Origin of the sequence: Streptomyces galbus, assembly GCF_005280195.1 — a bacterium.
Classification (GTDB): domain Bacteria; phylum Actinomycetota; class Actinomycetes; order Streptomycetales; family Streptomycetaceae; genus Streptomyces; species Streptomyces galbus.
On the sequence record NZ_SZPR01000019.1, the window covers coordinates 228706 to 254741 of the forward strand.

27 protein-coding genes are annotated in these 26036 nt (G+C 74.4%); 16 read left to right on the plus strand and 11 right to left on the minus strand.

Annotation, left to right across the window (positions count from 1 at the left end):
• The first annotated feature begins 86 nt into the window (after positions 1-86).
• Positions 87-587, plus strand: coding sequence for an SCO4402 family protein (locus E4U92_RS24325; protein WP_137302577.1), 501 nt, complete (start codon positions 87-89; stop codon positions 585-587).
• Between the two features lie 47 nt (positions 588-634).
• Positions 635-1519, plus strand: coding sequence for a formyltetrahydrofolate deformylase (gene purU, locus E4U92_RS24330; protein ID WP_137302578.1), 885 nt, complete (start codon positions 635-637; stop codon positions 1517-1519).
• A 79-nt stretch (positions 1520-1598) separates the two neighbouring features.
• Here purU and E4U92_RS24335 read toward each other — a convergent pair whose 3' ends face one another.
• A complete protein-coding gene (locus E4U92_RS24335) occupies positions 1599-3002 on the minus strand; it encodes a zf-HC2 domain-containing protein (protein ID WP_137302579.1) in 1404 nt (467 codons plus the stop codon).
• Positions 2999-3580: a sigma-70 family RNA polymerase sigma factor gene (locus E4U92_RS24340; RefSeq protein WP_137302580.1), complete on the minus strand. Its 582-nt coding sequence runs from the start codon at positions 3578-3580 to the stop codon at positions 2999-3001. Before E4U92_RS24340 ends, E4U92_RS24335 begins: the two co-directional genes overlap by 4 nt.
• 351 nt (positions 3581-3931) lie before the next feature.
• Here E4U92_RS24340 and E4U92_RS24345 point away from each other — a divergent pair, with 351 nt between their 5' ends.
• From E4U92_RS24345 to E4U92_RS24360, 4 genes are all read left to right on the plus strand, one after another.
• The gene (locus E4U92_RS24345) at positions 3932-4312 is read left to right on the plus strand and encodes an STAS domain-containing protein (protein ID WP_137302581.1); all 381 of its coding nucleotides are present in this window, start codon (positions 3932-3934) and stop codon (positions 4310-4312) included.
• A gap of 153 nt (positions 4313-4465) precedes the next feature.
• Complete coding sequence (locus E4U92_RS24350; protein ID WP_137302582.1) at positions 4466-4978, plus strand: EF-hand domain-containing protein; 513 nt, start codon at positions 4466-4468, stop codon at positions 4976-4978.
• Positions 4979-5507: 529 nt separating this feature from the next.
• Positions 5508-6017, plus strand: coding sequence for an ATP-binding protein (locus E4U92_RS24355; RefSeq protein WP_168725185.1), 510 nt, complete (start codon positions 5508-5510; stop codon positions 6015-6017).
• 619 nt (positions 6018-6636) lie between these two features.
• Complete coding sequence (locus tag E4U92_RS24360; RefSeq protein WP_137302584.1) at positions 6637-6858, plus strand: hypothetical protein; 222 nt, start codon at positions 6637-6639, stop codon at positions 6856-6858.
• 267 nt (positions 6859-7125) lie between these two features.
• On the opposite strand, the gene E4U92_RS24370 is transcribed toward E4U92_RS24360, so the two are convergent.
• Complete coding sequence (locus tag E4U92_RS24370; protein WP_137302585.1) at positions 7126-8136, minus strand: GlxA family transcriptional regulator; 1011 nt, start codon at positions 8134-8136, stop codon at positions 7126-7128.
• Between the two features lie 70 nt (positions 8137-8206).
• On the opposite strand from E4U92_RS24370, the gene E4U92_RS24375 reads away from it, so the two are divergent.
• On the plus strand, positions 8207-9529 hold the full coding sequence (locus E4U92_RS24375) for an MFS transporter (protein WP_137302586.1): 1323 nt from the start codon (positions 8207-8209) through the stop codon (positions 9527-9529).
• Here E4U92_RS24375 and E4U92_RS24380 read toward each other — a convergent pair.
• Positions 9507-10766: a flavin-containing monooxygenase gene (locus E4U92_RS24380; RefSeq protein WP_137302587.1), complete on the minus strand. Its 1260-nt coding sequence runs from the start codon at positions 10764-10766 to the stop codon at positions 9507-9509. The two genes, E4U92_RS24375 and E4U92_RS24380, sit on opposite strands and share 23 nt — an antisense overlap.
• Positions 10767-10892: 126 nt before the next feature.
• Between E4U92_RS24380 and E4U92_RS24385 the strand changes: the two genes are divergently transcribed.
• The 3 genes from E4U92_RS24385 to E4U92_RS24395 all read left to right on the plus strand — a co-directional run bounded on the left by E4U92_RS24385 (position 10893) and on the right by E4U92_RS24395 (position 12302).
• Complete coding sequence (locus E4U92_RS24385) at positions 10893-11480, plus strand: GNAT family N-acetyltransferase (protein WP_137302588.1); 588 nt, start codon at positions 10893-10895, stop codon at positions 11478-11480.
• A 112-nt stretch (positions 11481-11592) separates the two neighbouring features.
• Positions 11593-11967, plus strand: coding sequence for a type II toxin-antitoxin system RelE/ParE family toxin (locus E4U92_RS24390; RefSeq protein ID WP_137302589.1), 375 nt, complete (start codon positions 11593-11595; stop codon positions 11965-11967).
• Positions 11964-12302 (plus strand): helix-turn-helix domain-containing protein, encoded by a 339-nt coding sequence (locus E4U92_RS24395; protein WP_137302590.1) that lies wholly within the window; start codon positions 11964-11966, stop codon positions 12300-12302. The genes E4U92_RS24390 and E4U92_RS24395 overlap by 4 nt, the downstream gene beginning before the upstream one ends.
• A 48-nt stretch (positions 12303-12350) precedes the next feature.
• Here the strand turns inward: E4U92_RS24395 and E4U92_RS24400 are convergent, their stop codons facing one another.
• From E4U92_RS24400 to E4U92_RS24410, 3 genes are all read right to left on the minus strand, one after another.
• Positions 12351-13040: a pyridoxine/pyridoxamine 5'-phosphate oxidase gene (locus E4U92_RS24400; RefSeq protein ID WP_137302591.1), complete on the minus strand. Its 690-nt coding sequence runs from the start codon at positions 13038-13040 to the stop codon at positions 12351-12353.
• A gap of 33 nt (positions 13041-13073) precedes the next feature.
• Positions 13074-13499 carry a pyridoxamine 5'-phosphate oxidase family protein gene (locus E4U92_RS24405; protein ID WP_137302592.1) on the minus strand — a complete coding sequence of 142 codons (426 nt, stop codon included), beginning with the start codon at positions 13497-13499 and terminating at the stop codon, positions 13074-13076.
• Between the two features lie 208 nt (positions 13500-13707).
• On the minus strand, positions 13708-14361 hold the full coding sequence (locus E4U92_RS24410) for a LysE family translocator (RefSeq protein ID WP_137302593.1): 654 nt from the start codon (positions 14359-14361) through the stop codon (positions 13708-13710).
• Between the two features lie 82 nt (positions 14362-14443).
• On the opposite strand from E4U92_RS24410, the gene E4U92_RS24415 reads away from it, so the two are divergent.
• Positions 14444-14911: an Lrp/AsnC family transcriptional regulator gene (locus E4U92_RS24415; protein WP_137302594.1), complete on the plus strand. Its 468-nt coding sequence runs from the start codon at positions 14444-14446 to the stop codon at positions 14909-14911.
• Positions 14912-15014: 103 nt separating this feature from the next.
• Here E4U92_RS24415 and E4U92_RS24420 read toward each other — a convergent pair whose 3' ends face one another.
• Entirely contained in the window at positions 15015-15650 is a 636-nt protein-coding gene (locus E4U92_RS24420; protein ID WP_137302815.1) for a TetR family transcriptional regulator, read from the minus strand.
• A gap of 133 nt (positions 15651-15783) precedes the next feature.
• Here E4U92_RS24420 and kbpA point away from each other — a divergent pair, with 133 nt between their 5' ends.
• From kbpA to E4U92_RS24435, 3 genes are all read left to right on the plus strand, one after another.
• On the plus strand, positions 15784-16506 hold the full coding sequence (gene kbpA / locus E4U92_RS24425) for an AfsK-binding protein KbpA (RefSeq protein WP_137302595.1): 723 nt from the start codon (positions 15784-15786) through the stop codon (positions 16504-16506).
• 189 nt (positions 16507-16695) lie between these two features.
• Positions 16696-19053 carry a protein serine/threonine kinase AfsK gene (afsK, locus tag E4U92_RS24430; protein ID WP_137302596.1) on the plus strand — a complete coding sequence of 786 codons (2358 nt, stop codon included), beginning with the start codon at positions 16696-16698 and terminating at the stop codon, positions 19051-19053.
• A gap of 181 nt (positions 19054-19234) precedes the next feature.
• A complete protein-coding gene (locus E4U92_RS24435) occupies positions 19235-19786 on the plus strand; it encodes a hypothetical protein (protein ID WP_137302597.1) in 552 nt (183 codons plus the stop codon).
• A gap of 94 nt (positions 19787-19880) precedes the next feature.
• On the opposite strand, the gene afsS is transcribed toward E4U92_RS24435, so the two are convergent.
• The 3 genes from afsS to E4U92_RS24450 all read right to left on the minus strand — a co-directional run bounded on the left by afsS (position 19881) and on the right by E4U92_RS24450 (position 24371).
• The gene (gene afsS, locus E4U92_RS24440; protein WP_137302598.1) at positions 19881-20069 is read right to left on the minus strand and encodes a regulatory protein AfsS; all 189 of its coding nucleotides are present in this window, start codon (positions 20067-20069) and stop codon (positions 19881-19883) included.
• Positions 20070-20267: 198 nt separating this feature from the next.
• Positions 20268-23228 carry an SARP-family global regulator AfsR gene (afsR, locus tag E4U92_RS24445; protein WP_137302599.1) on the minus strand — a complete coding sequence of 987 codons (2961 nt, stop codon included), beginning with the start codon at positions 23226-23228 and terminating at the stop codon, positions 20268-20270.
• Positions 23229-23438: 210 nt separating this feature from the next.
• Positions 23439-24371, minus strand: a complete 933-nt coding sequence (locus E4U92_RS24450; protein ID WP_137302600.1) for an oxidoreductase — start codon at positions 24369-24371, stop codon at positions 23439-23441.
• Between the two features lie 111 nt (positions 24372-24482).
• On the opposite strand from E4U92_RS24450, the gene E4U92_RS24455 reads away from it, so the two are divergent.
• Positions 24483-25091, plus strand: coding sequence for a TetR/AcrR family transcriptional regulator (locus tag E4U92_RS24455; protein ID WP_137302601.1), 609 nt, complete (start codon positions 24483-24485; stop codon positions 25089-25091).
• A 115-nt stretch (positions 25092-25206) separates the two neighbouring features.
• Positions 25207-26034 (plus strand): endonuclease/exonuclease/phosphatase family protein, encoded by an 828-nt coding sequence (locus E4U92_RS24460; protein ID WP_137302602.1) that lies wholly within the window; start codon positions 25207-25209, stop codon positions 26032-26034.
• Positions 26035-26036 lie beyond the last annotated feature (2 nt).

Consider the following 26036-nt stretch of genomic DNA (forward strand, 5'->3'; position numbering starts at 1 on the left):
CCGCAGTGACCGCGGGTCGACGGATGGTGACGCACAGGTGAATTGCGGGGGCCGGTGAGGCGGGTGCGGGGCGGAACGTACGATCGATGACCGTGCAAGGTTCGGAGAACTCTTCCCGTCGCGGCCGTCGCTCCTCCACCATGGGCGGCATGCCCCTGAACGACATGCCGTGGTGGCGCTGGCGCAGCAACGTGCGCTCGGCGCTGCACATGCTCTCCGACCCGGTGTTCCAGCGGAACGTCTGGCTGGCGGGCGTCGACGGGTACGGCGACGTCACCGACGCCGTGTACCGCCTGGTCGAGGACACCTGGCTGGACAACTGGTCGGCGGAGAAGTACGTCGGCACGATCTTCCGGGACTCCCAGGAGGCGGCGCTCGTCGACACGGCGGTGCTGCGGGTGCTGCGGATCATGCACCAGGTCGGCCCGGACGCGCCCGTGTCCGCCTACCTGGAGCACGCGGGCTGGCCGGAGGCGGTCCGGGCGGCGCGTGACGCGCACGTGCGGATGTCGGTGAGCGACGGCGAGGACCCCGACCAGCCGCCGCGCACCCTCGAGGTGCTGCAGATCATGACCCGGTCCGCGTAGCGGGACGACGGTGGGGCGCGGGGCCCGTGTGTGGGACCCTGTGCTGCATGAACGAGCAGTCCACCCGAGCCGCGGCGGCCCCCGCCGACCAGTACGTCCTGACCCTGTCCTGCCCCGACAAGCAGGGCATCGTGCACGCCGTGTCGAGCTACCTGTTCATGACCGGCTGCAACATCGAGGACAGCCAGCAGTTCGGCGACCACGACACGGGACTGTTCTTCATGCGGGTGCACTTCTCGGCGGAGTCCCCGGTGACCGTGGACAAGCTGCGGGCGAGCTTCGCGGCGATCGGTGACTCATTCCACATGGACTGGCAGATCCACCGGGCCGACGAGAAGATGCGCGTCGTGCTGATGGTGAGCAGGTTCGGGCACTGCCTGAACGACCTGCTGTTCCGGGCCAGCATCGGGGCGCTGCCCGTGGAGATCGCGGCGGTGGTCTCCAACCACACGGACTTCCAGGAACTGGTGTCCTCGTACAACCTCCCCTTCCACCACATCCCGGTGACGCGGGAGACCAAGCCGGAGGCCGAGGCGCGGCTGCTGGAGCTGGTCCGCGAGGAGCGCGTCGAGCTGGTCGTCCTCGCCCGGTACATGCAGGTGCTCTCGGACGACCTGTGCAAGGAGCTGAGCGGCCGGATCATCAACATCCACCACTCGTTCCTGCCGAGCTTCAAGGGTGCCAAGCCGTACCACCAGGCGCACGCGCGGGGCGTGAAGCTCATCGGGGCGACCGCGCACTACGTGACCGCGGACCTCGACGAGGGGCCGATCATCGAGCAGGAGGTCGAGCGCGTCGGCCACGACGTGACGCCGGACCAGCTCGTGGCGGTCGGGCGGGACGTGGAGTGCCAGGCGCTGGCGCGGGCCGTGAAGTGGCACGCGGAGCGGAGGATTCTTCTCAACGGGCGCCGGACGGTGGTGTTCGCCTGAGGGGAGCGGGGGTGCGGTCGCGACGGCGGCTGCGGGTGGTCCGTGGCCGGCCGCAGCCGCCGACGCGCCCCGCCACCCCCTACAACCGGCTCAACGACGCCACCGCGGACAGCACGTCCCCGATGGCCCCCTGATCGCCCGCCTGCCCGGCCGCCGCCTCCCGCGGAGACACGTGCCCCGCGGCCAGCCGGCAGAACTCCACGTCGTCCAGCGCCACATGGGCCACCTGGTGCTCCGCGGAGCCCACCGCGGCCGGTGAGTCCAGCGGCACCAGCCACTCGCCGCCGCCGCGCCCCTCGATCTCCAGGCGGACGCTGCGCCCGGGCCGGCCCGCGGCCACCAGGTGCCGGCTCTCGCCGCCGGGCGCCGCAAGCCCTGCCCGCCGCCGCTGCGCGAGCGCGCCCGGCAGCATCCGTACCGCCAGCTCGATCATCCCGCGCAGGTGCCGCGGCGCGGGCGGCTCGTACGGGTAGTCCACCGCGTCCGCGATGTCCTCGGCGTGCACCCAGCACTCGAACGCCCGGTCCACCAGGGCGTCCCGCAAGGGCAGTTCGAACCCGCCGTACGACACCCCGAGCAGCCCCGTGCCCTGGGTGAACGACACCGTCCGCACCACCGCGTGCGTCTGCTCGCGCCACGGTCCGCGCACCGACCGTGTGGGCGGGAAGTGGGCGTCGCGCCAGTACCGTTCGGTGCGCTCCTGCGGTGGTGCGGGGGCGTCGCCCTCCTCCAGCGGGTCGTCGAGGCCGAGCGCCGCCGCGACCAGCCCGTCCACCGCGAGCAGGTGTGCGATGACCCCGGCGACCGTCGTACGGCGGTTGCGCGCCCCCTCGTCGCCGAACCACCGCAGCCGCACGGGCGCGTGCCACTCGGAGTCCCCGAAGTCCTGCAGCAGCGCGTCCAGTCGCGCGGTCTCCGCGTCGTAGGCCAGCGCCCACTCGGGCACCGGGATGCGCGGCGGGCGCCGTTCCAGGCAGCGTTCGAGGACGCGGGTGCGCAGCCCGGGGTCGAGGTCGAGGCTGTCCGGGCGCTGGAGCAGCCCGACCGCCTCGCGCAGCCGGCGCGCCTCGTCGGCGCAGGTGCCGCACGCGCCGAGGTGGGCCTCCACGGCGGCCGTCTCCTCGGCCGAGCAGGCGGCCAGCGCCCACGCTCCCAGCAGCGACTTGAGCACCGGGTGCGCCGGCTCCGGCGCCGGGCTCACGGTCCCGGCGAGCTCGCCGAGCCGGTCCAGGTCCTGCCGCAGGCTCTCCCGGAGATTCTCCCGCATGCCCTGCACGTCCTCCCCCTGTTCCCTGTCCGGCACCGCGGGCAGCGGCAGTCCGCCGTCCTCCACCGAGGTGCGCGGCGTCGGTATGCGCGGCGGCCGGTGCGGGTGGTCGGGCCCGCCGCCGCCGTTCGCGCGCGGGCCTTCGGGGGCCCGCCCTGCGTGGTCGTCGTGCGCGTCGTCGCCGTCGTACGCCTCGGAGCCGTCGGTCCCGCTCACGCCGCACCCCCGTACCCGGGCGGCGCGCCGGGGGAGGCGGCGTCGTGGGCCGTGGACAGCAGTTGCAGGCCGAGGCGGAGCCGGCGGCGGGCCTCCTCCTCGGTGATGCCGATGTCGGCGGCGGCCTGCCGGTAGTCGCGCCGCTGGAAGTAGGCCAGTTCGAGCGCGGCGCGCAGCGGGGCCGGCATGGACTGGACGATGTAGTCGGCGCGGGCCGCGACGGAGGCGTGGCGGACCCGGTGCTCCAGTTCCTCGGCGGTGCCGGGGCCGCCGCGGGCCAGGGCGGCGGCGCCGGTGTCGCGCAGCCGCTGCACGGCGAGGCGGTGGGTGAGGCCGGCGACCCAGGTGCGCAGCGGGCCCTGGTTCGGGTCGTAGGACTCGGGGTGTTCCCAGACGTGGACGAAGACCTCGCGGGTGATGCCGTCGGCGGCGCGTTCGTCGCCGAGCACGCGGTGGGCGAGCCCGTGCACGAGCGAGGCGAACCGGTCGTAGAGCTCGCCGAGGGCCGCCGCCTCGCCGCGGGCGAGCCGCTGCTGCATCTTGCGGTCCCAGCGGGGCGGTGCGTCCTTCTTCGCCATGCGGCCCCCTCACCCGTCTCTTCGCGTCCAGCCTGCGCCCACGGTCACCTCGAATGTAGTCGGCACGTCGAAGAACGCACGCCCCTTTGTGGCAATGTGCGCCCCTCGCGTGGTGAGGGATGGTAAGGGCCTTGTCCGCTCCTCCGTCCGCTCTTTGGCGTGCCCGATTGTGTCCGCTTCCGATCGAACAGGACCGGTCACGACTGAAACAAGCCTCCTTCTTTTCCTTCCCGTTTCTGGATCGGCGTTTCCGGGAACGGCCGCTGGGCAGCGGCGCTGCAAGGAGGCGAAGGGAAGCGTAAGCACCGCTTCCGGTTCCGCTCACCGCTTCCTCCCCGGCGAGCGAAGGGTGTGGTGGTGGCGTTCAAAGTGACCGGCGGCGAGCAGGGCGGATGGGTCGTGCTCCACGTGTCGGGCGAGCTGGATCTGGTGACGTCACCCGGGCTGCGGCAGCGGGTGCACGACGAGGTGGCCGACGGCCGGCACAGCCTCGTCCTCGACCTCTCCGACGTGCGGTTCTGCGACTCCAGCGGGGTCGGTGTACTGATCTCCGCCCGCCGTCTGCTGCGCAGTTGCCAGGGCAGCCTGCGCCTGATCCTGCCGGCCGCCGGGGCCGTCGAGGGTTCCCACGTGAACCGGGTCTTCGGCGCGCTCGGCGTACGGCGTCTCTTCGACGTCTACCTCTGCATCGAGGACGCGGTGGTCGACGACACCGAGCCGCTGTCGGCCTGAGCCGGGCGGACGCACGGCTCCCCGTGCCACGCCGTCGTCGCGGGATTCCCCCGGTCCTGGCACAGACGTCGCCCCACGGCCCCCGGGGCGCCGCGCGCGACGTACGCTCCCTGCCAGAGGAACCCCACGTGACGACGTAAGGCGGCCCAAGACATGGTCAGCAGCGAGTACGAGCGAAGGATCGCCGCCCGGTTCGCCACCTTCGACCAGGACGGCAACGGCTGGATCGACCGGGAGGACTTCAGCGGCGCGGCCAAGGCGCTGCTCGCCGAGTTCGCCACGGCGGCCCGGTCCGACCGGGGGCAGGCGCTGTACGCCGGCGCCGAGGCGTTCTGGCAGGGCATGGCCGGAATAGCGGACCGCGACGGCGACCAGCGCATCACCCGGGAGGAGTTCGTGAACGGCGCGGTCAAGCGCCTGAGCGACAACCCGGACCGGTTCGCCGAGATCGCCCGGCCCTTCCTGCACGCCGCGCTCGCGGTCACCGACACCGACGGCGACGGGGCCGCCACGGTCGACGACACCGTGCGCGCCCTGCGGGCCCTCGGCGTCCCCGAGAACGTGGCCCGTGCGGCGGCCCGCGCGCTGGACGCGGACGGCGACGGCAAGGTCGGCGAGCCGGACGTCGTCCCGGCCTTCGCCCGCTACTTCACGGTCCCGGCCTGATCGCGGGCGCAACACGCCCGGGCGCCGCAGCAGTTCGCGGGCCGTGGGGGCGGGCCGCGCCGCGCGCGGTGGACCGGCGGGCGTCAACGATGTCGCCGATCGTGGCAGTTGACGGTCACGGAGCGTGAAGGTGTGGCGGGGGCGGGTGAAGACGTCCCCGCCTCCCGTCACGGCCCGCAGTCGGTGAGCGCTCGGGTACCGTCGGCGCCATGCGAGTGGTTCCCGGTGCGCAGCCCGCCGGTGGTGCCTGTTCGACTCCCCTCGGTGAGCGTCGCACAGTATGCCGCACGGGTACTCCTTCGCGCGGGAATATGCCCGAAGCCCTTGTTGGGGTGACGGAACGTCAACCAAGCTGTCCCGTACGGGAGTCACCGTCCGTCACTCTCCCCGTGGCCGTTGTCCTGGCCATGCGGAAAATGGCTACGATCGTGGCCCTCGTCGTCGTGGTGCCCGTGCGTCGCGTGTTCTTCGCGTGCCGTGCGGCCGTGTGTCCGCCGGTTCGGATGGTGTAGCGGTGCAGGTGCTTCAAGTGCAGCTGGAGATCCGGCCCGACCCCGCTGAGGTGGGGCGCGCCCGGAAGTGGGCCCGTTCGCGCCTGGCCGGGTCCGGCATAGGGGCCGACGAGCCGATCGCCGAGACGCTGGTCCTGCTCGTCTCGGAACTCGTCACCAACGCCGTGGTGCACACCGGGTGCCCTGCGGTGGTGCGGCTGTCGCTGCCGGAGCCGGAGACGGCCGGGGGGGCGACGGTCCGCCTGGAGGTGGCCGACGCCTGTTCCCGCGCACCCGTGCCCCGGTGTGCCGGCGGGGAGGCGACGGGCGGCCGGGGCCTCGCGCTCGTCGACGGGCTGGCCGACCGCTGGGGCTGGAGCGTGGAGGGCGCGGGCAAGCGGATCTGGTGCGAACTGGACCGCAGCGACCCGTCCGAGGACGCGGGCGCGGACCAGGACGGCGCGCGGTGCCCCGAGCCGGCCTTCGAGACCTACGGGTCGTACGGCGCGTACGGCGGCTTCGAGGGGTTCGCCTACGAGGCGGTGTAGCGCGGGCGGTGGCGTGCGGGAGGGGGCGCGCGGGCCGGTGCAGCGGGCGCCGACACCCCGTCAGGCGGCCGGGGCCGTGCGCCCGGGCGTGCTTCCGTGCGCGGGCCCGGCGAAAGCGGCAAAAGGTAACAAACCTTCAATCGGGTGTTGACGGACAGGTGTCCGTTTGATCACGCTTGTGGTCTGCGATGCGCCGCGAGGGGACGGCGAGGGGCTCGGTGACGGGAGCCCTCGTCGAGTGCGGATCGCGGATTCGGCGGAGGTTCCCTCGGGGTCCACGGGAACCGGTGGGGGGTGCTCCCGCTCCGGCGGTGCCGGAAGCGGGGGTGAGGACGCCGGAGCCGGATGGCGGCGCGCGGTGCCGTGCTCGGGGCGAGCACCGGCGCGCCGCCAGCCGAACGGCCCCTTCCGCCGCGCACGGGTGGCGCCGGGAAGCCCACCATGTCGTCCACAGCCTGTGGACAACCTTTCGCCTGCCGGACGGAAGGCCGTCGAGCCCGGGCAATTTCTCCGCGTCGGCTCGGCGAAAGGCCAGGTCAGCGGTGTGTCCCCGGTCGCCTCCGGCATTGTTGTGCCGACGGCCACAGCGCAGCGGGTGCGGGTGGGCTCATACTGAGGGATGACCAAACCCGCTGCATCGAAGCGTCATTTGCCGACCAGCCCCTTCAAGGCGCCCGTCGTGCCCGTTCCCAAGTTCTTCGCCGTGGGGGACCAGGTCACCCACGACGCGCACGGCCTCGGCCGGGTGATCGGGGTCGAGGAGGGCATCGCCGCGCTCGTCGACTTCGGATCGACGCAGATGCGGATCCTGAGCCCGTACGCCAAGATGACCAAGCTGTAGCACCCGCAGGGCCCGGTCACGGCCCACCGGGCTCCCCCGAGGGGCCCGTACCGAAAGAGAGACCTCTCATCGAACCCACCTCGTTGTTCTCCGCTCCGGAAGGGCAGCCCCGCCGTTCCGCCGCGGCGGCCTCACCCCGTCCCGCGACGAACCCCTTCCAGGCCCCGGACTTCGGGGAGGAGGACCTGTTCCTGACCGAGGACGAGGTCCCGGAACCCGGCCCGGGCGCGCGATCGGCGCGCTCCAGGGTCGCCTGAAGCCCCGCGCTCACGCCCCCACCGCGGCCGCCCGGAACGTCCGCCGGTAGGCCGTCGGCGTCACCCCCAGCGCCGCCTGCAGGTGCTGGCGCATGGACTGGGCCGTGCCGAAACCGGCGTCCCGGGCCACCTGGTCCACGGACAGGTCGGAGCACTCCAGCAGGTGCCGGGCGCGCTCGACGCGCTGCTGGGTGAGCCACTGGCCGGGACTCACCCCGACCTCCTCACGGAAGCGGCGGGTGAACGTCCGCACCGACATCGCCTCCTGCGCGGCCATGTCGCGCAACTGGATCGGCTCGTGCAGCCGGCCCAGCGCCCAGGCACGCGCCGCCGTGGTCGTCGCCTGCTGCGGATCGGGCACCGGCCGCTCGATGTACTGCGCCTGCCCGCCGTCCCGGTGCGGCGGGACGACCGTGCGGCGGGCCACCTCGTTGGCGACCGCCGTGCCGTGGTCGCGGCGCACCATGTGCAGGCACAGGTCGATCCCGGCCGCGACGCCCGCCGAGGTCAGCACGTCGCCGTCGTCGATGAACAGCACGTCCGGGTCCACCCTGATCCGCGGGAACATCCGCTGCAGCCGGTCGGCGTCCGCCCAGTGCGTGGTCGCCGGGCGTCCGTCGAGGACACCGGCGGCGGCCAGGACGTAGACGCCGGTGCAGATCGACGCGAGCCGCGTGCCCGGCCGGATGCGGGCCAGGGCGGCGGCCAGCTCCTCGGTGAGCACCCCCTCGTCGTGCACCGGGCCCAGCTCGTACGACGCCGGGACGATCACCGTGTCCGCGGTGGCCAGGGCCTCCGGCCCGTGCGGGACGTGCACCGCGAAGTCGGCGTCCGTCTCGACCGGGCCCGGCGGACGGACCGAGCAGGTCACGACCTCGTACAGGTGCCGGCCGTGCGCGTCCTTCGGGCGGCCGAAGATACGGTGCGGGATGCCCAGTTCGAAGGGCAGCAGGCCGTCCAGCGCGAGGACGACGACGCGGTGCGGCCGCAACGGCGGCGGGGACTGCGGGCCACGGCTCATGGCCCGATCCTAACGAACACTGTCCCTCGGGCCACTCGTTGACGGAGCGCGGACAGCGCAAGCTCGTGCCGTGACCCAGACAACCGACGTGTCCCCGCCGGCCGGAGCCACCGGCCCCCTCCCCGGACCCCGCCGCACCCGAGTGCACCGGGCGTGGTTCGTCGCCGCCGTCACCTTCGTCACGATCATCGGCGCGGCCGCCTTCCGCTCCCTGCCCGGCCTGCTCATCGACCCGCTGCACGAGGACTTCGGCTGGTCGCGCGGCACCATCGGCGCGGCCGTCTCGGTCAACCTCGCGCTGTACGGGCTGACCGCGCCGTTCGCCGCCGCGCTGATGGACCGCTTCGGCATCCGCCGGGTGGTCGCCGTGGCCCTCACCGTGATCGCCCTCGGCTCGGGCCTGACCGTGTGGATGACGGCCGCCTGGCAGCTCCTGCTGTGCTGGGGCCTGCTGGTGGGCCTCGGCTCGGGCTCCATGGCGCTGGCCTTCGCGGCCACGGTGACCAACCGCTGGTTCACCGAGCGCCGGGGCCTGGTCAGCGGCATCCTCACCGCCGCCTCCGCCTCCGGCCAGCTCGTCTTCCTGCCGCTGCTGTCCTGGATGATCACCCACCACGACTGGCGCCCGGCCGCGGTCACCGTCTCCCTCGCGGCCCTCGCCGTCGTCCCCTTCGTCTGGCTGCTGCTGCGCGACCACCCGGCCGACGTGGGTCTCACGCCGTACGGCGCCACGGAGTTCGTGCCCAAGCCGGCCCCGGTGCGGGGCGCCGCGGGCCGCGCGGTGCGGGTGCTGCTGTCGGCGGCGCGCACCGGCCCGTTCTGGCTGCTGGCCGGCACCTTCGCGATCTGCGGCGCCTCCACCAACGGCCTGGTGCAGACCCACTTCGTGCCCGCCGCCCACGACCACGGCATGCCGGTGACGGCGGCGGCCTCGCTGCTGGCGGTGATCGGCGTGTTCGACGTGGTCGGCACGATCGCCTCCGGCTGGTTCACCGACCGGTTCGAGCCGCGCCGCCTGCTCGCCGTCTACTACGCCCTGCGCGGCGTCTCCCTGCTCTTCCTGCCGATGCTCCTGGCGCCCACCGTCCACCCGCCGATGCTGTTCTTCATCGTCTTCTACGGCCTCGACTGGGTCGCCACGGTGCCCCCGACCCTCGCCCTGTGCCGTGAGCGGTACGGCGAGGACAGCGCCATCGTCTTCGGCTGGGTGCTGGCCTCCCACCAGGTCGGCGCGGCCCTGGTCGCCTTCCTCGGCGGCGTCGCCCGCGACGTCTTCGGCTCCTACGACGTCGTCTGGTACGCCTCCGGTGCCCTGTGCGCCGCGGCGGCCCTGATGGCGCTGGTGATCCGGCGCCGCCCGGCGCCGCCGCTCACGGTGCCGGCGACCGCTTAGGGCGCTCCCGCCGGCCCTGCGCGGGCAGGCGGGACAGGCTCGCGCCGCCCTCGCGGGCGACGGCCTTCGCGATGCGCTGCGCGTCGATCGCCAGCTCGCGGAGCATGCCGCTGATCGGGTTGGTGAAGCCGGTGAAGTACAGGCCGGGGGCGCCCGAGGGGGTGCGGGCCCCGTGCACGACCGGTCTGCCCCGGCCGTCGAGGACGCCGAGGTGGCCGACCAGGCCCTCCAGCGCGCGGACGTACCCGGTCGCCGCGACCACCGCGTCCGGGGAGATCCGGCTGCCGTCGGCGAGCAGCACCTTGCCGTCCTCGAACCCCTCGACGGCGGCCACGACCTCGACCCGGCCCGTGCGGACCGCGTCGATCAGGCCGACGTCCTGCACGGGGATCGCCCCTTCGGTGACCCGGCTGTAGAGCCCGGTGCCGGGGCGGGGCAGCCCGTGCGCCGACAGGTCGGGCACGCTGAGCCGTGCCATCGGCCGCGCCAGCCGGTCCACGAGGCCGACGGGCAGGCGCCGTACCAGGACGCCGGTGTACTGGGCGGCCCAGCCGGCGGTGGAGCGGCGCACGATGTGCGGCGCCGTGCGCACCGCGAGCCGCACCCGCCGCGCCCCGCTCTCGACCAGGTCCACGGCGATCTCCGCGCCGGTGTTGCCGACGCCGACGACCAGCACGTCCCGGCCCGCGTAGGGGGTGCCGTTGCGGTAGGCGCAGGCGTGCAGGAACTCCCCGGTGTACGTGTCCCGGCCGGGCCAGTCGGGCACGCGCGGGGTGTGGTTGAAGCCGGTGGCGACGACCACCGCGGCGCCGGTCAGCCGCCGGCCGCCGGTCGCGTGCAGCAGCCAGCCGGTGCCGTCGGGGGAGCGCTCGACGCGCGAGACCTCGACGCCGGTGACGATCTCCAGCTCGTGGTGCTCGGCGTACTTCTCCAGGTAGCGCACCACGTCGTCGCGGGACACCCAGCGGCCGAAGCGGCGCGGCATCGCCAGCCCCGGCAGCGCCGACAGGCGGCGGGTGGTGTGCAGGTGCAGCCGGTCGTAGTGGCCCCGCCAGGACGCGCCCACCCGGTCGGACTTCTCCAGCACCACGGCCCGAACGCCCTGTGCGCGCAGGGCGTACGCGGCGGCGAGTCCGCCCGGCCCGCCGCCGATGACGTAGACGGGGCGGTCGGCGGGCTGCGGAGCGGGAGCGGGCCCGTCGGAAGCGGTGTCCTCGGGAGTCGTGTCGTCGGCCATGAGCGCGAGCGTAATCACGCCCCGGATTGATGGGTCTCGGTCAAGACCACAATTGGTTGCGGATTGATCACACGTGGGGAGAGGCCCGGCTGACCCCGGTGCCGCGCCGGGCGTTTGAATGGCCCGATGAACACGATCCATGAAGGCGGCGCACCCCCCGTCCTGCGCGGGAAGGGCCTGGTGCTCGGCGCCTGGGACGCGGAGTCGGACGCCGACGCGGAGGTGTGGTGGCGGGGTCAGGCCGACGACGAGTTCCTGCGGTGGAACACGCCGTTGAGGCCCGTGACGGACCTCGCGACCTCCCGGGAGTCCCTGCGGGCCAAGGCGTGGCAGACGGCCGAGGGCACCTCCGTGTCGTTCCGGATCGCCGACGCGGAGGACGGGACGGTGCTGGGCCACCTCGGTGTCAACATGATCGACCGGGTGACGCGCAGCGGACGGGTCGGCTACTGGGTCCTGCCCGAGGCGCGCGGCCGGGGCGTGGCGAGCCGCGCCCTGACCCTGGCGGCCCGCTGGGCGCTCGGCGAGGGCGGCCTGCACCGGCTGGAACTGGGCCACGCCCTGGGCCACGAGGCGTCCTGCCGGGTCGCGGAGCGCTGCGGCTTCCGGTACGAGGGGACGCTGCGCGGGGCGATGTTCGAGGCGGGCAGCCAGGACACGTTCCGCGACGTGCACCTCCACGCCCGCCTGTCGGGCGACCCGGACCAGCCGTGACCGCGGGCGGCCGGGGAGGGGGTCCCGCGGTACCGCCGCACCCGCCCTTGGACGAGTGAACGCGGCAGGGAACCGGGCCCAGGCGCCCGGGGCACCGGCAAACGTTCGTCCGGTGACCAACCTCTATGTGATCGAGCTCGAGCCAGAGGTGCGCGTCTGGCTGGAGGGCTTGTCGCCGCAGCACTACCGACAGGTGGAGGAGAAGGCAGACCTACTGGCCCAGTCGCCGACGACCCTGGGCGAGCCGCACTCTCGTAACCTGGGGGAGGGAGTGCGGGAGCTGCGCTTCGTTCTGGGTGGCAGCGCGACGCGCGTGACCTACTGGCTGGCGCCCGGTCGGCGGATCGTGCTGCTCACCGTCTTCCGGAAGACGAGGATGAGAGAAGAGGCAGAGGTCAAGCGCGCCCAGTCGGCGAAGCACGTGTGTGAGGGCGAGCACGGGCCCGCGCATTACGAGTTCACTCGTGAGTTCCGGGAGGACATGTGAGCCACACCCGCTGGAAGCTGTCGCGGGACCGCAGCAGTGGCGTGAGCCACGTCGAGCCCGCGGAAGTCGTCGCCGAGCGTGAGCAGATCCGGTTGGCGCTCGCCCTGGGACAACTGGTGTACGACCGCCGCGTCGCGCTCGACCTCACTCAGGCGGCCCTCGCGGAGCGGCTGGGCATGACGGTGGACGACGTGGAGGCGGTCGAACTCGGCGGCATGCTTCCCCTCACCGCGGATCTGCTCGTCCGGCTCGCGACCGCCCTGGGCGTCACGGTGGACCTCCACGTGGTCGCCGACGGACACCCCACGGTCGTGTTCGAGGAGCACGCCGCCTGATCGGTGTCCATACCCGCAGGCGGCGACACCGCGCGCGCCCCGCCCCCCTCACGGCCACAACAACCCCCGCCGCCAAGTCCCCTCCGCCTCGCGCCAGTAGCGCAGGCGGACGTGGCGGCGGTGTTCCTCGCCCTGGAAGAACTCCACCTCCTCCGGGGTGAGGCGGTACAGGGTCCAGGTGGGGGACTCGGTCTCCGGGTGGGTGCGGGCGCGGTCCCAGGCGGCCTCCGACGCGGCGCGCAGGTCCTCCAGGGAGGCGAGGGGTTCGCTCTGGTGGCCGGTCAGGGCCGCGGCCAGGGCGCCGGTGGAGCGGGCGTGCAGATCGGAGCGGGCCTCGGCGGCCGGGGCCGCGGTGACCGGGCCCCGCACCCGCACCTGGCGGCCGAGCGCCGGCCAGTAGAAGGCCAGCGCCGCGTACGGGCGGGCCGCCAGGTGCCCGCCCTTCCTGCTCGTGCGGTGGGTCGCGAAGGACCAGCCGTGCTCGTCCGCGCCGTGCAGCACCACGATCCGCACGTCCGGTCGGCCCTCCTCGTCCGCCGTCGCCAGGGACACGGTGTGCGGCTCCCGTTCACCCGCCGCCACGGCCTGCGCGAACCACGCCGTGAACAGCGCCGACGGGTCCCCGGGCGCCGCCCCCACGTCGAACGCCGGCAGGCTCGTCACCCCCGGCGCCCACACGCGCACCGACCTCAGCAGGTCGTCCAGGTCCCGTTCCTCCGCCTTGCCGTCCTCAGCCATGCCCTCATCGTCACACCCGGGCCCCGGGGCCGCTCACACCTGGCCCAGGTCCGAGGACACCCACCGCTCCGGACGCAGGTGCACCACCACCTGCTCGCCGTGGTTCTTCCAGGCGAACTCCACGTACCCGTCCACCTTGTCCGCCGGCAGGTAGCGCGCCGACATCCGCCGCAGGTCCTCGAGGGTCGCCGGGTCCGTGCGCAGCACCGGCCCCTCCACCGACACGTACCGGATCGTCGGCTCCAGCCGGTCCACCATCAGCGAGAAGCGCCCCGCCGCCTGGATGCGCTCGTACTTGCGCGAGGTGCGCCCCGTCATGATCCACACGTCGCCGCCGGGCTCGTACCAGTACCAGATCGGTACCGTCAGCGGCCCCCGTCCGGTCCCGCCGTCGACCGCCAGCGCCGCGATGTGCGGCTCCGCCAGGAACGCCTCACGCTCTTCGCGGGTCAGTGCCATCTCGTTCTCCTCCAAGGGGTTCGTCGAGCGGTCGTCGTCCGCGCGCACCCAAGCGCCTGCCCGTCCGCGCGCGTCCGTGCGTCTCTGGGGCAACGCCGCCCACCGAGACGCCCCTTCCCCCGCCCCCGCCGGACCGATCAGTCCCGGCCAAGCACCACCGGCCCGGGCGAGCGGAACCACCCGGCCGCCCGGCACCCGCCGCCGGCCCTCACAGCGCGTGCTGCACCAGCAGCAACGTCCCGATGCCCAGCATCGCCGCCCCGGACGTGCGGGTCACCGCCCGCGCCGCCGCCGGCCGGGCGCCGAGCACCGCGCGGGCCAGGACGCCGACCGTGGCGTACACGGCGGCACAGCACGCCATGTGCAGCAGCCCCAGGACGGCCGTCTGCGCCGCCACCGGCAGGTGGGCACCGCCGCCACCCCCCGTTCGGCCGGTCACCAGGAACTGCGGCAGCACCGACAGGTACAGCAGCAGCCCCTTGGGGTTCAGCCCGCTGATCGCCGCCCCGCGCAGGAACACCCGGCCCCCGCTCTCGCCGGGCAGCACGTCCGGGCCGGAGCCGCCGGGCTCCCCGGACGGCACCCCCGGCCGCCGCAGCACGCTCCAGCCCAGCCACACCAGGTACCCGGCGCCCGCCACGGTCAGCGCCGTGAGCAGTGCCGGCGAGCCCGCCACCAGGACCGCGAGCCCCGCGACGGCCAGCACGGTGTGCACGGCGTACCCGGTGACCAGCCCGCCGACCGCGGCCGCCACCGAACGGCCGCGCACGCCCGCCGCGATCGTGTACGCCCAGTCGGCGCCCGGCACGCACACCAGCAGCAGGTCGAGCGCGAGGAAGGAGAAGAGGGTGGTGCTGTCCATGGAGGTGACATTAGGCGCGAAGGGCCCGAAAGTGCTTCCGAAGTTTGCCCGTACACCCCCTGTTCGGGGCAAGATTTCCCCCATGGACGACGTGGACCGGAAAATCCTTGCCGAGCTCCAGCAGGACGGGCGGCTGACCGTGACCGAACTGGCCGCCCGGGTGCGGCTGAGCGTCTCGCCGTGCCACCGGCGGCTGCGGGAGCTGGAGCGCTCGGGCGCGATCAGCGGGTACCGGGCGGTGGTGGAGCCGGCCGCCGTCGGGCTGACCTTCGAGGCGCTGGTCTTCGTGTCGATGCGGCAGGAGGACCGGGACACGGTCGCCGAGTTCGAGACCGCGCTGGCCGGCATCCCGCACGTGCTGGAGGCGGAGCGGCTGTTCGGCGAACCGGACTACCTGCTGCGGGTGGCGACCGCCGACCTCGCGGCCTTCCAGCGCCTGTACGACGAGCGGCTGGCCACCCTGCCGGGCGTACAGCGGCTGACGTCCACGCTGGTGATGAAGCACGTGGTCAAGGACCGGCCGCTGCCGGCGGAGCGGGTCGCGCCGTGACCGCGTGAGACGGCGAGCGGCGGCCCACTCGTGTGGACCGCCGCTGGCCGGACAGGACTTGGGACCCGGGACGACCGTCCCGGAAAGCGCGTGCGCGCCGGGGCTACCTCGACGGCTTCTTGCCGGTGACGCCCAGGTGCACCAACAGCGCCAGGTTCGGGCGCAGTTCGGGCGGCTTGACGCCCCAGGCCGAGAAGCCTTTCTGGTGCGAGGCGACCGCCGCGAGCATCGTGACGAGCGAACCGGCGATCGCGGCCGGGTTCACGTCCTTGTCGACCTTGCCCCTGGACTGCAACTCGGCGACCGCGTCGGCCAGGGAGGAGTTCACCGAGTTCAGGATCTTCATGCGGAGCTTGTAGAAGCGCTTGTCGCCCTCGGCGGCGCCGAGGTCCACCACGCGCAGGATCGCGTCGTGCTTGCGCCAGAACTCCAGGAATCCGTCGACGAGTTCCTGCGCGGTCTGCCAGCCGGCCTTGCCGACCCAGGACCGGCCCTCCAGGAGCCCGGCCAACGCGGCGCCCTCGGCGGCCATTTGGTCGGCGATCTCCAGGACGGCGCCCTCGACGTCCGGGAAGTACTGGTAGAAGGTCGCGGGCGAAGTACCGGCCTTCCGGGCGACGTCGATGACCTTCACGTCCCGGTAGGGCGAGGAGCTGAGCATCTCGCTGAGGCAGTCGAGCAGCTTCTGCCGGGTCGCCTGCCCACGCCGGCCGGCCACGCGGCCGTCGACGGTACGCACTTGTCCTGTCATGCCGTCAGCTTACCGAGGGGTGATCGGAGCGCGATTCGGCCGACTGCAAATGGGGTGCGGGGGCCGGTGGCGGCGCTTGCGCTGGTCTGCGCGGTGCGCCCGTCGCCGTTACGTTGGGCGCATGGCCGAAAACAGGGCATCGGTGTACGGAGAGGGCGTCCCCTGCTGGGTGGACGCCCAGCTTCCCGACGTGGACGCGGGCAAGCGGTTCTACGGTGAGCTCTTCGGGTGGTCCTTCGAGGACGCGTACGGCGGCTCGGTGTGGGCCCGCCTCGGCGGGGAGCCCGTGGCCGCGCTCGCCCGCAAGGCGGACGGCCGGATGCCCACCGTGTGGACGGTGTACTTCGCGGCCCCCGACGCGACCGCCACCGCCCGCCGGATCGACGCGGCCGGCGGCCAGGTCGTCCTGGCCCCCTTCCCGGTCGGCGAGCTGGGCACGGCCGCGCTGGTCACCGACCCCGAGGGCGCCGTCTTCGGGCTGTGGCAGGCCGGCCGCCACCCGGGCTTCGGCGCCCGGCACCGGCCCGGCGCCTTCGCCTGGGCCCAGCTCTACGCCCGGGACACCGAGCGGGCCAACGGCTTCTACGGCGGTCTCTTCCACGACGCCCTGTTCGGGCCGGACGCCGAGCCGGACTTCGGCCGCGCCCCGGTCACCGACGTCTTCCCGGCGCAGATGCCGCCGCACTTCGTCGTCCACTTCGGCGTCGAGGACTGCGAGGCGGCGCTCGGCACGGTGGGCCGGCTCGGCGGGCGGGTGCAGGCCGGGCCGTTCACCGCCTCCTACGGGACCGTCGCCGTCGTCACCGACGACCAGGGGGCGTCGTTCGCCCTGCTGGAGCGGTGACGGTGTCCCGGTCGAGCGCATTGTCCCGGTAGGTGTGGTGACACCCCGTTTCTCCCCGGGTTCGCAACCGGTGGCCCGGCCAGGAAGAATCGGGGTGCGTGCCGCCGCGGCGGTGCGGTGGTGAGACGCTGCACTTCGGTCGCGTACACATAGTGGGTGACGCGGCTCGTACGGGGAGGTGGCAGGCAAGTGGTGGATCAGCTGACGCAGCACGATCCGCGCCGGATCGGGCCGTTCGAGGTGCTGGGACGGCTGGGGGCCGGCGGCATGGGGCTGGTCTATCTCGCGCGCTCGGCGTCCGGCCGGCGGGTCGCGATCAAGACGGTCCGCACCGAGCTGGCCGAGGACCAGCTCTTCCGCGTGCGCTTCACGCGCGAGGTGGAGGCCGCCCGGGCGGTGTCCGGCTTCTACACGGCGGCCGTCGTCGACGCCGACCCCCGCGCCGCCGTGCCGTGGCTGGCCACCGCGTACGTGCCCGCCCCCTCCCTCGAGGAGATAGTGAACGAGTGCGGCCCGCTGCCCGCGCAGGCGGTGCGCTGGCTCGCGGCGGGCGTCGCCGAGGCGCTGCAGTCCATCCACGGCGCCGGGCTGGTCCACCGCGACCTCAAGCCCTCCAACGTGCTGGTGGTGGAGGACGGCCCCCGGGTGATCGACTTCGGCATCGCCTCCGGTGTGTCGAACACCCGTCTGACGATGACGAACGTCGCCGTCGGCACCCCCGCCTACATGTCCCCGGAGCAGGCCAAGGACTCCCGCAGCGTGACCGGCGCGAGCGACGTGTTCTCGCTCGGCTCGATGCTCGTCTTCGCCGCCACCGGGCACCCGCCCTTCCACGGGGCCAACCCGGTCGAGACGGTCTTCATGCTGCTGCGCGAGGGCCCCGACCTGGAGGGCCTGCCGCAGGAGCTGCGCCCGCTCATCGAGTCCTGCATGCAGATGGACCCCACGGCCCGGCCCAACCCGGCCGACCTCCAGGCCCAGCTCGCCCCGCACCTGTTCGGGTCCGGCTCCGACGACAGCGGTACGGCGTCGGCGTGGCTGCCCGAGAAGGCCGTCACCCTGATCGAGACCCGCCGCGGCGGCCGCCCGGCCGTCAAGCCGGCGCCCACCGCGGGCCGCAGCGGCGCCGGCCACCGCCCGGCGGTCCCGCCGCCGCCCTCGCACGACCCGGTCGTCCCGGCGCCGCACGTCCCCGTGCCCGTCGGCGCCCCCGACACCGGCCCCGTCCGGCTGGCCGGCGCGGCCGTGCCGATCGGCCCCGGCCCGCGCGTCGCCGACCTGCGCGCCTCGGCCGCCGTCAGGGCACCCGCGCCCGACCCCGGCCTGGTCGCCACCTGGACCCGCCCGCGCCCCGGCGTCAACGGCGCCGACTCCGCCGTCGGACCCGCCGTGCCGGCCGCGCCCCCGGAGACCACCGCGGGCTGGCGCCCCTGGCGGTTCCGGATGTCCAACGACGTGTGGGGCACCCCGGCCGTCGCCGACGACCTGGTCTACGTCACCTCCTTCGAGGTGCACGCGCTCGACGTGGCCACCGGCAGGCGCCGCTTCAAGACCCGGGACGTGGCCTGGTCCATGGCGGTCGCGGACGGCCGCATCCACGCCTCGGACGGACCCACGCTGTTCGCGCTGGACGCCCGCGAGGGGCGGGACCTGTGGCGCCTGCAGACGGACGCCTGGGTGTACGCGCTCCAGGCCGACCGGGGCACGCTCGTCACCGGCACCCGCGGCGGCGGCGTCCAGGCATGGGAGGCGTCCGGCGGCCAGAAGCTGTGGGAGATCACCGGCTGCCAGACCGACTTCGAGTCCCCCGAGGCCGGACCGACGCTGCACGACGGCACGGTCTACGTCTGGCAGGACGCCCGCCTGCGCGCCCTGGACGCCCGCAGCGGCGAGGAACGCTGGTCGTACCCCATCGGTGACACCGCCTCCTGCGGCGGTGTCCCGGTGCGCGTGACCCCGGCCCCGGACGGCCACGTCTACGTCAGCGCCGGCACCCGCGTGCTCGCCGTGGACGCGGGGAACGGCAGGGTGCGCTGGCACTTCGAGGCGCCGGCGGTCTTCCTGTCCCCGCCCGCCTTCGTGCCCGGCCCGGCCGTCACCGGCGGCGGGGTCTACCTCGCCGACTACCTCGGCACCGTCTACGCCCTCGACGCCACCGACGGCCGCGACCGCTGGCGCATCGCGACGGAGGCCCGCTCCTCCGTCGAGCCGGTGCTCGTCACCGCCGGGCACGTGCACGTGGGCAGCGGCAAGGGCCTGTACACCCTGGACGCGGTCACCGGCACGCCCAAGTGGCGTTTCCAGTCCGGCGGCGACATCGTGGGCGCCCCGGCCGTCGCCGAGGGCCGCATCCACTTCGGCTCCACCGACCACCTGCTCTACACCCTGAAGGCCGACGACGGCCGGCTGCGCTGGAAGCTCGCCACCGGCGGCGAGATCACCGGTTCCCCGGTGGTCAGGGACGGGGTGGTGTACGCGTGCAGCAAGGACCGGTGCGTGTACGCGCTGGACGCGGAGAAGGGCACCGGGACGGCGCGCAGCACCTGACGCACACCGCGGGGGGGACGCGGGGGACGGCCGTCGCACCGGGCACGGAAGGGGTCCGGACGGCGGCCGTCGCTGCGGGGGAGCGGCGGGCGGGCCGCTCTCCACCCCGACGCTACGCCGGGTACGGGCCGGTCGCCACGCGGTGACATGACCGTGACAGCGTGTGCCTAGGGTGGGGGTCATGGAACGACGAGGGCACACACTCAGACTCACGGCGGTGGCGGCACTGGTCGTCCTGGCCCTCACGGGCTTCTCCACCGGCCGCGGCCACGGCGGCCACCACGGCGGCGGGGGCGGCGGGTGCAGCAGTTCGCACCAGGACCACGACAGCTCGTCCACCGGCGGCACGTCCGGGTCGCGCTACCACGACTACGACCACGACGACGATGACGACGACTACTACGCCAGCGGCACGGGCGGCGGCTCCGGCGGCTCCTCGCAGCCGACGGCCACGACGGGCACCCTGCGGGACGCCGACGTCGAACTCCTCGACTGCGCCACGGAGAAGACGCCGTACGCGACCGTCCGGGTCACCAACCCCAACGGCCGGGGCGGCTCCTTCACCGTGACGGTCGACTTCCTCGACGCCGCCTCGAACCGGGTGGAGCGGCGCACCGCCCACGCGTTCGTCGCCGCGAACGGCACGGCGACGGTCCGGGTGGGCCTGTCCGGCCCGGGTGCGGCGGCCCGGGCCGACCACTGCCTGGCCGGCCTGCACGCCACGGCGGGCTGACGCCCGCGGTCCTGCCGGTCCCGGCTGCGGACATGCCACGGCCGCGGTGGCTCCCCCTCGGCGCCACCGCGGCCGTTCCCCCCTCGATTCAGGTCTACTTGCCGCCGAGGTCCAGGGCCGGCGGGGCCGGTGCGTGGTTGTCCATGGTGGTGAGGGCCGTGTCGGCGGACGGCGCGGGCGCGTGGTTGTCGAGGGCGACGACCGGGCCGTCCTTCGGCGGCGCGGGCGCGTGGTTGTCCAGGGTGACGATCTCCTCGTCCTGGATCTTCTTGTCTTCGCTCATGAGCCCCTCCCCGGGTCCCGTGGATCAGTGGGGCCCTTGCCCGGCAGCTCCCCCGAGGGCTGCCGGACAAGGGCCGTTCGGGAGCTCACCCTATGCGGCCGAGCCCCGGCGACCCGTCTGCCCCCCGACGCGACGGATCGGTGCGCCGAGCATGACAGCGGGTCATAAACGTTCGATGAACGCCCCGTCGGTCCGCTGTCAGACGGCCGGGGCGGGGGAGAGGAGCCCGCGCACCTCGTCCGCCTCGGCGGCGCCGACCTGCTCGTAGAGGGCGAGCGCCTCCCGCCAGCAGGCCCGGGCCCGGTCGGCCTGGCCGAGCGCCTCCAGTGAACGCCCGAGCGCGGTCAGGACGTTGGCCCGCATGCGGTCGCCGCCGATGCACCCGATGGCGAGGGCCTGTTCGGCGTGCTGGGCCGCCTTCGCGGGCTGCCGCCCGGTGAAGTGGGCCTGCGCGATGCGGAAGTGGGTGGTCCCCTCCCACAGGCGCTGGCGGTCCGTGCGGAACATCTCCAGGGCCCCGGTCAGTTCGGCCAGCGCGTCAGCCGTCCGCCCGGCCTCCGTGAGGGCCAGTCCCAGCGCGTAGCGGGCATTGGCCAGCCGGAGGGTCAGCCCGAGGCGGTCGTAGAGGTCGATGCCCTGCTGGGCCAGGGCGATCGCCTCCGCCGTGCGGCCCAGGGCGAGGTGGACGCGGGACAGGTTGCACAGGGCGCTCGCCTCGAGCGGGAGGTTGCCGTCGGCCCGCGACCCCTCGATGGCCGACAGCAGGTGGCCCTCGGCGTCCTCGTTGCGGCCCTGGATCAGGGCGATGATGCCCCGGTCGTTGCTGGCCCAGTACAGCGGGATGAGGTCGCCGACCGAACCCGCGAGGGCCACGGCGCGGCACGCCTCGTCCTCGGCGTCGTCGTAACGGCCCGCGACCAGGTGCACGTTGGTCAGCGCGGTCCGGGCCCGGCCCTCCGCGCGCCGGTCGCCGGCCGTGACCGCGGCGTCCCGGGCGGCCAGCGCGGCGGACTCGTACTGCTTGGAGTTGGCGCCCGACTCGCTCAGGTCCTTCGCGGCCCACAGCAGGTCCACGCCGCGGCGCAGCCGTCCGCCGGTGAGGGCCTGGCGGGCGCACGACAGCAGGCAGTTGGCCTCGGAGTAGAGCCAGTCCAGGGCCCGCTGGCGGTCGGTGAAGGTCAGACCCGGGTGGCGGGTGGGCTCCAGGTGGTCCACCAGCCGGTCCCCGGGCCGTTCCAGCGCGAACACCCCGGCCGCCGTCGCCAGGTAGAAGTCCAGCAGCCGTGACAGCGCCGACTCCCGTTCCGTGGGCGGCCATTCGTCCCGCTCCGCGCAGGCACGCGCGTAGAGCCGGACCAGGTCGTGGAAGCGGTAGCGGCCGGGGGCCGCCGACTCCAGCAGGGACGTGTCGACCAGGGACTCCAGCAGGTCCTCCGTGTCGGGCAGCGGCAGGTCCAGGACCGCCGCGGCCGCCGCGAGGGAGATGTCCGGGCCGTCCGCCAGCCCCAGCAGGCGGAACGCGCGGGCCTGGGCCGGCTCGAGCTGGCCGTAGCCCAGTTCGAACGTGGCTTTGACCGCCAGGTCTCCGGCCTGGAGCTCGTCCAGCCGGCGGCGCTCGTCGGCGAGCTTCGCCGCGAGCACCGACACCGTCCAGGTGCGCCGCGCCGCGAGCCGGGACGCCGCGATGCGGATCGCCAGGGGCAGGAAGCCGCACGCCGCCACGACGTCCAGCGCCGCCTCGCGCTCCGAGGCGACCCGCTCCTCGCCGACGATCCTGGTGAACAGCGCCAGCGCCTCGTCCGGGGACATCACGTCGAGGTCGACCAGGTGCGCGCCCGCCAGGTCCAGCATCCGCACCCGGGACGTCACCAGCGCCGCACAGCCCGCGGTGCCCGGCAGCAGCGGCCTGACCTGGGCCGCGTCCTTGGCGTTGTCCAGCAGCACCAGGACCCGCCGGCCGTCCAGCACCGAGCGGTACAGCGCCGCCCGCTCCTGGAGCGAGTCGGGGATCGCCGAGTCGGCCGTGCCGAGCGCCCGCAGGAACGCGCCGAGCACCGTCTCCGGCTCGGCCGCCCGCTGGCCCGCGCCCTGCAGGTCGACGTACAACTGCCCGTCGGGGAAGGCCGGCCGGGCCTGGTGGGCGACGTGCACCGCCAGGGTGGTCTTGCCCACGCCGCCGATGCCCGCGAGCGCGGAGACGGCCATGACGCTGCCCTCGTCGCCGGAGGCGGCCGCCAGGACCTCGCCGAGTTCCTTCACGAACGCCGACCGGCCGGTGAAGTCGGGGACCGTCGCCGGGAGCTGCGCGGGCCGGACGCGGAGCACCCCCGGGTCGGCCGCGGGCGCCGGCTCGGACAGGCCGGGGTCGGCCCGCAGGATCCGCTCCTGCAGCTCGCGCAGGTCCGGGCGCGGGTCGACGCCCAGCTCCTCGGCCAGCAGGCGCCGGGTGTCGGCGTACACGGCGAGCGCCTCGCCCTGCCGGCCGCTGCGGTACAGCGCGAGCATCAGCAGCTCGCGCAGCCGTTCCCGCAGCGGGTGCGCGGCGGTCAGCGCGGTCAGCTCGGAGACCGCCTCGGCGTGGCAGCCCTGCTCCAGGTCCAGGTCCAGCCGCGTCTCCAGCAGCCCGAGCCGCCACTCCTCCAGGCGCACCCGCTGGGCCTGCGCGTACGGCCCGGGCACCCCGGCCAGGGTCTCGCCGTCCCACAGCTCCAGCGCCCGGTTCAGTGCCTCGCGCGCCCGCCCCGGCTCCCCGGCCGCCCGTGCCTTCTCCGCGTCGGCCACCAGCCGGTGCGCCCGGGCCAGGTCCAGCGCGCCGTCGGGCAGGCCGCGGATCGCGTAGCCGCCGGACTCGCTGACCAGCACGCCCGCGTCCAGGACCTTGCGCAGCCGCGAGGCGTACGTCCGTACCGCGGCCAGCGCCTGCTGCGGAGGCTCCTCGCCCCACAGCGCGTCGATCAGCTCGGCGGCCGTCGCGGTGCGGCCCTCGCGCAGCAACAGGGCGGCGAGCAGGGCGCGTTGCTGCGGGGAGCCGGTGGGCAGGGGCTCCTCGCCGCGCCAGGCGCGCACCGGGCCGAGCACGCCGAAGCGCGGGGCCGCCGCGGACGCGGGACGCCGCTGCTCCGGCACGCGCGCGTCACGCGGTACACGGTGGTCGTCCATCGGATCCCCCTCGGCGTCCTGACTATCGGGGTCAGTTTGCCCTGTCCATGCCGGAAACGGCAGCCGGGCGAGACGCCGATCACAGGCCGGCCCGGGCCGATGCCCGGACGCCTGACGGGAGTTCACACATCCGCCACACCCTCTCCGCACGGCCGCGCCCGCCGTGCGGCGGGCGGCGGTCCGCCCCGTGCGGGGCGGGAGCGCCGTGGGTCAGGCGCCCGCCGCCACCGTGAGCCGCGGGAAGGTCACGCCGGTCAGCTCCTCGGAGACGGTCCACAGCCGGCGGGCGGTCACCGGGTCCGAGGCGGCGCGGGAGCGGCCGACCAGGGTGGGCGCGCCGCGCATCTCGAAGGCGCCGTCGGGCCCGGTGTAGCTCGCGCCCGGCAGGTCCTGCACGGCGGCGTACAGGGTGGGCAGCGCGCCGGCCGCCTCGTCCTGGGCGAGGAACCGGTTGCCCGCGAGCAGCGCCAGGCGGCGCAGCGGGCTGGCGTCGTGCCCCTGCAGGTTGGTGGCCGCCCAGCCGGGGTGCGCGGCGAGCGCCCGCACGGGGGAGCCCTCGGCGGTGAGGCGGCGCTGGAGTTCCAGGGTGAAGAGCAGGTTGGCGAGCTTGGACTGGCTGTAGGCGGTCATCGGCCGGTAGGCGCCGGCCAGGTCGAGGTCGTCGAAGTGGATGCGGGGGCTGCCGGGCATCCGGTGCGCGCTGGACGACACCGTCACCACGCGGTCCGTGAGGTGCGGCAGCAGGAGGTTGGTGAGGGCGAAGTGCCCGAGGTGGTTGGTGCCGAACTGCATCTCGAAGCCGTCCTTGGTGCGGGCCTCGGGGATGTTCATGACGCCGGCGTTGTTGATCAGCAGGTCCAGGTCGCCGTGCCAGGCGGCGGCGAAGGCGCGCACGGAGGAGAGGTCGGCCAGGTCGAGCCGGCGGACCTCCACGCTGCCGTCGACGCGCCGGGCGGCGGCCTCCCCGCGGCGCGGGTCGCGGACGGCGAGGACGACGTGGGCGCCCGCACCGGCCAGGGCCTGGGCGGTGGCGAGGCCGATGCCGCTGTTGCCGCCGGTGACGACGGCGGTGCGGCCGGTCTGGTCGGGGATGTCCTGGGCGGTCCAGGGACGGGCTGCGGTCTGGGGCGTGTGAGTGGCCATGGCTTCAATGTAGGCGGTGATCACAATGTATGCAACGCCTACAATGTAAATGCTGCACACAATGTCGGCACCGTTCACATCGGTGCTCTCCGCCGCCACTAAGCTGGGCCCATGACGAGCCGCCGCCCCTACCACCACGGAGACCTGCGCGCCGAGCTGCTCTCCCGCGCCGAGGAGACCCTGCGCGAACGGGGGGCGGGCGCGCTGTCGCTGCGGGAGCTGGCCCGTGACATCGGTGTCAGCCCGGCCGCGCCCAGCCGGCACTTCCGCACCAAGCAGGCCCTCCTGGACGCACTGGCGCTGACCGGGTTCGAGCGGCTCGCGGACGTCATCGCGGGCTCGCAGCAGGGCGCCGGCGCCTCGTTCCCCGAGCGGCTGGACGCCGCCGCCCGCGCCTACGTCGACTTCGCCATGACCAACGCCGCGCTCCTGGACCTGATGTTCTCGGTCAAGCACAGCGCCGACGCGGCCGAGGTCCTGGGCGGCGCCGTGCACCGCTGGTCCGACCTGCTCCTGGGCGTGATCGCCGAGGGCCAGCGCGAGGGCCAGGTCCGCTCGGGCCCGATGGAGCGGGTCGCCCTCCCCGTCTTCGCCGCCCTGCACGGCTACGCCGGCCTCGCCGTCAGCGGTTTCCTCCCCCCGGAGGCCATGGCGGACGGCCTCACCGACGTCATCGCCTCCACCCTGCGCGGCTGCGCCCCCGACCCGGCCCAGGGCTGAGCCCCCGCGCCCCGGCGAAGATCCCGGACGTTCCCGCACGGCCCGGCGGGGCACCCGGGGCGGTCGGTTGGTTCAATGTGACCGGACAGGGCGCGGCGAGAGCGGGTGGCTTCGGATGCGGGTCGTGACGTGGAACCTGTGGTGGCGGTTCGGCCCGTGGCAGGAGCGCCAGAAGGCGATCCTCGCGGTGCTGCGCGAGCTGCGGCCCGACGTGGTCGGCCTGCAGGAGGTGTGGGCCGCCGACGCGGAGAACCTCGCCGCCTGGCTGGCCGACGAACTGGGCCTGCACTGCGCCTGGGCGCCCTCACCGGCCCCCGAGCGCTGGCGGCGCCGCATCGGCGACCCCGGCGTGGACATCGGCAACGCCGTCCTCAGCCGCTGGCCCGTCACCGAACAGCGGGTGCTGCGCCTGCCGGCCCCGGACGACCTCGACGACGGCCGCCTCGCGCTCCACGCCCGGCTCGCCGCCCCCGGTCACGACGTGCCGTTCTTCACCACCCACCTGACCTCCGCGCTGCACGCCTCGGCGGTGCGCTGCGACCAGGTCAGGGCGCTCGGGGAGTTCGTCCACGAGCACCGCGGCGGCACCCCGTTCCCGCCCGTCGTCACCGGCGACTTCAACGCCTGGCCCGACTCCGACGAGATCCGCCTGCACGGCGGCTACAAGACCGCGCCCGCCGTGCCGGGCCAGGTCCTGGTCGACGCCTGGGAGTACGCCGACCCGACGGCGCCCGCCGCGACCTGGGACCCGGCCAACCCGTACACCGCGAGCCTGCTCAAGCGCGGGGTGCGCATCGACTACATCCACGTCGGCCCGCCCGGCCCGGACGGCCTGGGGGACGTCCGGGCGGTGCGGCGCGCGGGCGACGGCCCCGTGGAGGGCGTGTGGCCCTCCGACCACGCAGCGGTCGTCGCCGACCTCGCGTTCCCCACCGGGATCTGACG

Excerpts from the sequence above, each read along its gene's own strand:
- E4U92_RS24325 (WP_137302577.1), top strand. The coding sequence starts at position 87 with ATGACCGTGCAAGGTTCGGAGAACTCTTCCCGTCGCGGCCGTCGCTCC.
- purU (WP_137302578.1), top strand. The coding sequence starts at position 635 with ATGAACGAGCAGTCCACCCGAGCCGCGGCGGCCCCCGCCGACCAGTAC.
- E4U92_RS24340 (WP_137302580.1), bottom strand. The coding sequence starts at position 3,580 with ATGGCGAAGAAGGACGCACCGCCCCGCTGGGACCGCAAGATGCAGCAG.
- E4U92_RS24350 (WP_137302582.1), top strand. The coding sequence starts at position 4,466 with ATGGTCAGCAGCGAGTACGAGCGAAGGATCGCCGCCCGGTTCGCCACC.
- E4U92_RS24360 (WP_137302584.1), top strand. The coding sequence starts at position 6,637 with ATGACCAAACCCGCTGCATCGAAGCGTCATTTGCCGACCAGCCCCTTC.
- E4U92_RS24370 (WP_137302585.1), bottom strand. The coding sequence starts at position 8,136 with ATGAGCCGTGGCCCGCAGTCCCCGCCGCCGTTGCGGCCGCACCGCGTC.
- E4U92_RS24380 (WP_137302587.1), bottom strand. The coding sequence starts at position 10,766 with ATGGCCGACGACACGACTCCCGAGGACACCGCTTCCGACGGGCCCGCT.
- E4U92_RS24385 (WP_137302588.1), top strand. The coding sequence starts at position 10,893 with ATGAACACGATCCATGAAGGCGGCGCACCCCCCGTCCTGCGCGGGAAG.
- E4U92_RS24400 (WP_137302591.1), bottom strand. The coding sequence starts at position 13,040 with ATGGCTGAGGACGGCAAGGCGGAGGAACGGGACCTGGACGACCTGCTG.
- E4U92_RS24405 (WP_137302592.1), bottom strand. The coding sequence starts at position 13,499 with ATGGCACTGACCCGCGAAGAGCGTGAGGCGTTCCTGGCGGAGCCGCAC.
- E4U92_RS24410 (WP_137302593.1), bottom strand. The coding sequence starts at position 14,361 with ATGGACAGCACCACCCTCTTCTCCTTCCTCGCGCTCGACCTGCTGCTG.
- E4U92_RS24415 (WP_137302594.1), top strand. The coding sequence starts at position 14,444 with ATGGACGACGTGGACCGGAAAATCCTTGCCGAGCTCCAGCAGGACGGG.
- kbpA (WP_137302595.1), top strand. The coding sequence starts at position 15,784 with ATGGCCGAAAACAGGGCATCGGTGTACGGAGAGGGCGTCCCCTGCTGG.
- E4U92_RS24435 (WP_137302597.1), top strand. The coding sequence starts at position 19,235 with ATGGAACGACGAGGGCACACACTCAGACTCACGGCGGTGGCGGCACTG.
- afsS (WP_137302598.1), bottom strand. The coding sequence starts at position 20,069 with ATGAGCGAAGACAAGAAGATCCAGGACGAGGAGATCGTCACCCTGGAC.
- afsR (WP_137302599.1), bottom strand. The coding sequence starts at position 23,228 with ATGGACGACCACCGTGTACCGCGTGACGCGCGCGTGCCGGAGCAGCGG.
- E4U92_RS24450 (WP_137302600.1), bottom strand. The coding sequence starts at position 24,371 with ATGGCCACTCACACGCCCCAGACCGCAGCCCGTCCCTGGACCGCCCAG.
- E4U92_RS24455 (WP_137302601.1), top strand. The coding sequence starts at position 24,483 with ATGACGAGCCGCCGCCCCTACCACCACGGAGACCTGCGCGCCGAGCTG.
- E4U92_RS24460 (WP_137302602.1), top strand. The coding sequence starts at position 25,207 with ATGCGGGTCGTGACGTGGAACCTGTGGTGGCGGTTCGGCCCGTGGCAG.